The sequence below is a fragment of the Actinomycetes bacterium genome (assembly GCA_036000965.1).
In the GTDB taxonomy this organism is placed as follows: Bacteria; Actinomycetota; CALGFH01; order CALGFH01; family CALGFH01; genus DASYUT01.
In genome coordinates this window covers 1-5334 of sequence record DASYUT010000012.1, presented here as the reverse complement: position 1 = coordinate 5334, position 5334 = coordinate 1, and the positions used below count along the sequence as shown (strand labels likewise).

Annotated in this window: 5 protein-coding genes and 1 pseudogene; 3 read left to right on the top strand and 3 right to left on the bottom strand. The window is 71.9% G+C overall.

The features are described 5' to 3' along the window. Window positions 1–363 precede the first annotated feature (363 nt). The gene (locus VG276_00555; GenBank protein HEV8647910.1) at window positions 364–540 is read left to right on the top strand and encodes a hypothetical protein; all 177 of its coding nucleotides are present in this window, start codon (window positions 364–366) and stop codon (window positions 538–540) included. A 324-nt stretch (window positions 541–864) separates the two neighbouring features. On the opposite strand, the gene VG276_00550 is transcribed toward VG276_00555, so the two are convergent. Next, window positions 865–2400 carry a SagB family peptide dehydrogenase gene (locus VG276_00550; protein HEV8647909.1) on the bottom strand — a complete coding sequence of 512 codons (1536 nt, stop codon included), beginning with the start codon at window positions 2398–2400 and terminating at the stop codon, window positions 865–867. Window positions 2401–2517: 117 nt separating this feature from the next. Here VG276_00550 and VG276_00545 point away from each other — a divergent pair. Together VG276_00545 and fdxA are read left to right on the top strand one after the other, a co-directional pair. Beyond that, a pseudogene (locus VG276_00545) lies at window positions 2518–2802 on the top strand (hypothetical protein). 256 nt (window positions 2803–3058) lie between these two features. Then, a complete protein-coding gene (gene fdxA / locus VG276_00540; protein ID HEV8647908.1) occupies window positions 3059–3391 on the top strand; it encodes a ferredoxin in 333 nt (110 codons plus the stop codon). Between the two features lie 119 nt (window positions 3392–3510). On the opposite strand, the gene moaA is transcribed toward fdxA, so the two are convergent. Next, the gene (gene moaA, locus VG276_00535) at window positions 3511–4596 is read right to left on the bottom strand and encodes a GTP 3',8-cyclase MoaA (GenBank protein HEV8647907.1); all 1086 of its coding nucleotides are present in this window, start codon (window positions 4594–4596) and stop codon (window positions 3511–3513) included. A gap of 231 nt (window positions 4597–4827) precedes the next feature. Beyond that, entirely contained in the window at window positions 4828–5205 is a 378-nt protein-coding gene (locus tag VG276_00530; GenBank protein HEV8647906.1) for a hypothetical protein, read from the bottom strand. Window positions 5206–5334: the final 129 nt, after the last annotated feature.

Below are 5334 nucleotides of genomic sequence, written 5' to 3'. Positions count from 1 at the left end.
CCGGGTGGTGAAGGCGGTCTTCCCCGGCGCCTCCAACGCGGTCATCCTGCCTGAGCAGCTGGACGTGCCGCTGGACTTCGACGCGATGCGGCAGGCCGGATCGGGCCTGGGAGCAGGTGGGTTTGCCGTGTTCGACGACTCGGCCTGCATGGTGCAGGCGGCGTACCGGTACTCGCGGTTCCTGTTCGTGGAGTCATGCGGGCAATGCCCGGCATGCAAGTTCGGGACCGGCGAGGTCACCGAAACACTAAGCGCGATCGAGGCGGGCGGCGGATCCGACCGGGACCTGGAGCTCATCCTTGTGCGGCAAGGAGCTCCACCGGCGGGCAGAAGTGCGCCCTGCCAACTGGGGAGAGCCTGCTCATGCAGAGCCTGGTCCAGGTGTTCGGCGACGAGTTCGCCAGCCACTTCGGCAGGTCGTGTCCCCTGCCCCGCGAGCTGCCCTTCCACAAGATCGTCGATTGGGATGCGTCGGCGGGACGGTTCGCCTACGACCTGGCGTACGCAAAGAAGCAACCCGACTGGACATATCTTTCCTGACCGGCTCTTCCTCCAGCTGCTGGAGGACCTGGACCTGCCCACCCAGGCGGCGCGGCTGGACGTGCCGGTGGACCTGGTCACCGGCCACGACAGGATGTCCGGTGCGGAGCTGGTGGAGCGCTACGGCGCGTGCTCCAGGCCCCGCAAGGAGCTGGCGTCGTTCCAATGCTCCGGCCACCCGCCCTGCTTGGAGGAGTCTGAACGCTTCAACCGGTGGATGGTGGACGTCGTCCTCGCAGAGCCCAGCCGACCCCGGAAGCCGGAACACGCCGGAGCCGGCTACCAGCATCTGCGGAGAGGGGTGGCGGGACGTATCCCGCGCTGTCAGCGCTCCGCCACGCTAATGCGCAGCAGCTGGGCCGGGCGCTTGCCCGGCCGTGCCCCATAGGCAGCGACGCCGACCGCGACGGCGAGCATTGGTGCGGCACGGGTGCCGAAGAACGCCGAGACGTCGTCCAAGAAGGTGAGCCCGGTAGCGCCAAAGCCCAGCGCGAACGCCACCAGCTGCAGCCGCTCCGCGGCGACGCCGCCCTCCAGCTGGGCGGCCCGGTAGCCGCGTGAGCCCAGGGCCTCCAGGGTTGGCTCGAGCTGTGCGCAGTGAAAGGCGGTCGCGGCCGAGTCGCCGCAGAGGTCCTGCCCGAGGCAGAGCGAGCGTGTGCGGTTGCGCTCTGCCCCGGCTCGGAGCAGCTGGAAATCGCCCTCGCTCCACCGATAGGCCCCTGGCATCAGCCCCTCCACCGCGTGCACGGCCAGGAGGTGCTCGAGCAGCGTCGCGTGCGGTGGGACGAAATCGCCGGGGACGGGTCGGGTGGCAGCCGCCATCGCCCAGCGGAGCGCGCCGCGGGGCACCGGGTGCCGCGCGAAGCGCCGCGTCGAGCCCCTGCGCAGGATCACCGCCTCGATCGTGTCCGTGGCAGCGCGAGCCTGGCCGGCGTCGCCCGCAGAAAGCGTCCGGGTCGCAGGCTGGGCCCCGAGCCTGCTGGCCTGGTTGCGCCAGGCTGCGACCGCCTCGGCGCTGGGGAGCTCGCCGGCGCGCTGGGCGGCGGTGACCAGGGGGGAGCCACGCGGCGAGCGTGACAGCGGCCACGTCCTCGGGCTGATGGGCTCAAGCGGCGGGCTGCCGGTTGCCTCCGCGACCGCGGGCGCCTCAACGGTCACCAACGCAAGCGGGTACTCCTCTGGCTCGCCGAGGCCGACCAAGCCCGAGACCTCCTCGTCGACGAAGCCGAGCAGCACGCGCGTCCTCAGGCCGGCCGCGGCGGCCAACGCCAGCAGGTTGGCCACGATCGCGCCCGCGTCCCAGAACAGGTGGCGGTACCCGCGCTCACGGTACTTCCAGGTCGTACGCCAGGGGATGCCCGTGAGCACGAGGCACAGCGGCAGGCCAGCGATGGCCGGCTCCGCGGCGGACCCGGCCAGGCCGGATCGGAAGTCCCCGTCTCTGAGCCGACGCAAGGCGAACTCGGCCGGCTCGAAGTGGTACACCCCGGCGCGCAGGTCGGGAAGGGGGCCGCAGACGGCGTACAGCTCGGTCGGGTACAGGGCGCCGGCCGAGGGTGCCGCGCGGAACAGGACCCCGTGCAGGATCCGGGTCACGCCGGCGGAGAAGCACAGCAGGCGTGCCAGGCCGGCGAGGTCAAGCACCGACGCCGCTGCCGAGACGTGGCCGGACAGCACCTCGGCAGCGGGCACGCTGCTCTCCGGCAGCTCGCGCGGCAACGGCAGCGGCTCCAGGTCGGGGTAGATCTTGAACGGGAAGGGGTGGTTGCCCCAGTCGAGGCCGTGCGGCCCGGCGCGGATGCGCTGCCAGGTGTGTTTGGTGCGTTCGTGGAACTCGGCGGCAGCGTCAGAAACGTTCATCGGGACGGCTGGTGGCCAAAGCAACCGGGACGCCCACCCAGGTTGCCGGAGCGGCCGCACGCCTGCATGGTATGCAGCTAAACGATACCAGACGACAGCTCAGCAGGTGAGACGCAGCGCGGCCGGCCGCTGGTCAGCCACGAGGTCGTGGTACAGCTCATCCGGACGACCACTACCCGAACGGGCCTGAAGGTTCGGGCCGAACTCGACCCGGGCTCCTACCGACCGGGCATCAAGGTCACCGACGCCGAACTCGCCGCCATGCCACTCACCCGCCATGCCGTCCACGGCGAGTGGAACTACGATCACCCCTTCACCATCGAGCCGCTAATCCCAACCATCATGATTCGTGCACGCGCCTTTGGGGGGTCCCGGCGCGCCCTCCTGGTGGAACGTCCCTGAGGTGAGTTGACGGACCGGGGCTGACGCGGATGGCGCATGCCGCTTGTGCCGCCGGATCGGACGTCGTGGAGGTCAGTGTGCCTGCTGTCGCAGGCACAGGGGTGCCACGCGTAACTGGCCGTTGACCCGCTCGCGCGGGCTTGGCCTGAGCGGCCCGCCTTGACGGGGTGGGGTGGTGGTGGTAGCAGGGGGTCCTGGGCGGCGACAGCAGGTCGACTGGCGCTCGGAGGCTGTCTGCACGGGATGGAGGCTGGCAGTGACCTACGTCATCATTGGGCCATGCATTGACGTCAAGGACAGGTCCTGCGTCGAGGAGTGTCCCGTCGACTGCATCTACGAGGGCGACCGCATGCTCTACATCCACCCCGACGAGTGCGTGGACTGCGGCGCCTGCGAGCCCGTCTGTCCGGTGGAGGCCATCTTCTACGACGACGACGTGCCGGCGCAGTGGAAGGAGTTCACCGCCGCCAACGCCGCGTTCTTCACCGAGGGCGAGGAGCCGCTCGGCTCCCCGGGCGGGGCGGCCAACGTCGGCGCTGTGCTGCGCGACGCCGAGTTCGTCGCCGGCTATCAGGTCCCAGCGCCCTAAGCTGCGGCCTTCGCCTGCACGCCGCTGGGCTGGCCCCGCGGCGGTCGGGTCGGCCGTGCCGGTCAGGGGCTGGCCGGCTCATGTGCACTGCTGGGCGCATGCCTGGACCGGCGAGAGGGTCAGCCGCCGATGTAGGACATCTCGATCGAGGCCGGCCGGACCGGCAGGGCGGCGCGCAGCTCGGAGTAGCGGTCGCCACGTCCCCGCCAGATGCGGGTCAGCGCCGCGCGGAGGTCGTCGTTGCTGGCGCCCTGGCGCAGCAGGACCCGCAGGTCGTGCCCGGCGCCGGCGAACAGGCAGGTGTAGAGCTTGCCGTCGGTCGACAGGCGCGCGCGGGTGCAGTCGCGGCAAAACGGTTGGGTGACCGAGGCGATCACGCCGATCTCCCCCTGCCCGTCGCGGAAGCGCCAGCGGCGGGCGACCTCGCCGCGATAGTTCGGCCCGGCCGGCTCCAGGGGCAGCTCGGCGTCGATGCGGCCGATGACCTCGGCGGCGGGCACGACGTCGTCCAGGCGCCAGCCGTTGGTGGTGCCCACGTCCATGTACTCGATGAAGCGCACGACCAGGCCGTTGGCGCGGGCGAAGCGGGCGAGGTCGGCCAGGCCGTGGTCGTTGACGCCCCGCTTGACGACCGTGTTGAGCTTGACCGGCGAGAACCCGGCCTTCTGGGCGGCGGCGATGCCCTCCAGCACCCGCGCCAAGGGCACGCCCCTGTCGTTCATCGCGCGGAACACACCGTCGTCCAGCGAGTCGAGGCTGACCGTCACGCGCGACAGGCCCGCCTCGCGCAGCGCCCGCGCCTTGCCGGCCAGCAGCGTCCCGTTGGTGGTCAGGGCCAGGTCGCTGATCCCCTCGACGGCGGCGAGCATGGCGACCAGCCGTTCCAGGTCGCGGCGCACCAGTGGCTCGCCGCCGGTGAGCCGCACCTTGGTCACGCCCAGGGCGGCCGCGGCGCGCACCACCCGGGTGATCTCCTCAAACGACAGGATCTCCGCGCGGGGCAGGAAGGCGTGGTCGCGGCCGAAGATCTCCTTGGGCATGCAGTACGGGCAGCGGAAGTTGCACCGGTCGGTGACCGAGACCCGCAGGTCCCGCAGCGGGCGGCCGAGGCGGTCTCCCACCCCACTGGTAGGCTCGCCCCTAGCGGGACGGCTCGGATCGGGCGGAACGACCGGCCCACGACCTTGCACCGCGACACCTCCCATCCAGGCGCGACCGCTCACCAAGACCGCCGCCGCGCAGCCGCACACCAGCGATGCGGCCAGCTTGACCCCCGACAACCGCCGAAGCTCCGCGCCACGGCCCGTACCGGTGCGGCCATGCGTGGGGACATGGAGGACCTGGCACGGCGGCTCGCAGGAGCGGCGGGCGGCCAGTCGAGGTGATCCGACAGCGTGGTCCTCCATGCCCAAGCGCCCGGGCGGGGGGCACTTCGTTCACGATGCCGGTGCAGCCGTGCGGGGTGGTTGGGTGGGCTGTGCGGCAGCGCCGCGGACCCACCAGCGGGCACGGCCCCGGCGGGCCAGAGCGGGTTGCGTGGCCTCGGCCTGGGGCAGGGTGTTGGCGACCGGGTCGACCACGGTGGCCCGGTCAAGCCGGAGCCGGTCGCCGGTCATCGACCCGAGCTCGGCGAGCGCGGTGACCAGGGCCGCCTGCGCGGCCATGGCCCGGGCGGCCACGCCGGGGGCGACGGTGGCGTAGGCGGGCGCGAAGGCGGACCCGCAAAGCGGACACCGGAAGCCGTCGCTGGGCTGGACCAGCTGGACAAGCAGCAGCGCCCGGCCGCAGGACCCACAGCGAGCGTTGATGCTCATCGGGTCGCCCTCCTTGGCGTGTCCTCGTCGGTTGTCTGCTGGGCGTGTTGACGTCCTCGGGTGGTCGCGGTGGTGGTGGTCGGTGGTGCCCCGAGCGCTGGTCGGTGGGGGGCGCGCCGTGCCTGCTCG

Coding starts and splice junctions, on each gene's coding strand:
- VG276_00555 (HEV8647910.1), top strand. CDS start 364: ATGCAGAGCCTGGTCCAGGTGTTCGGCGACGAGTTCGCCAGCCACTTC.
- VG276_00550 (HEV8647909.1), bottom strand. CDS start 2,400: ATGAACGTTTCTGACGCTGCCGCCGAGTTCCACGAACGCACCAAACAC.
- moaA (HEV8647907.1), bottom strand. CDS start 4,596: ATGGGAGGTGTCGCGGTGCAAGGTCGTGGGCCGGTCGTTCCGCCCGAT.
- VG276_00530 (HEV8647906.1), bottom strand. CDS start 5,205: ATGAGCATCAACGCTCGCTGTGGGTCCTGCGGCCGGGCGCTGCTGCTT.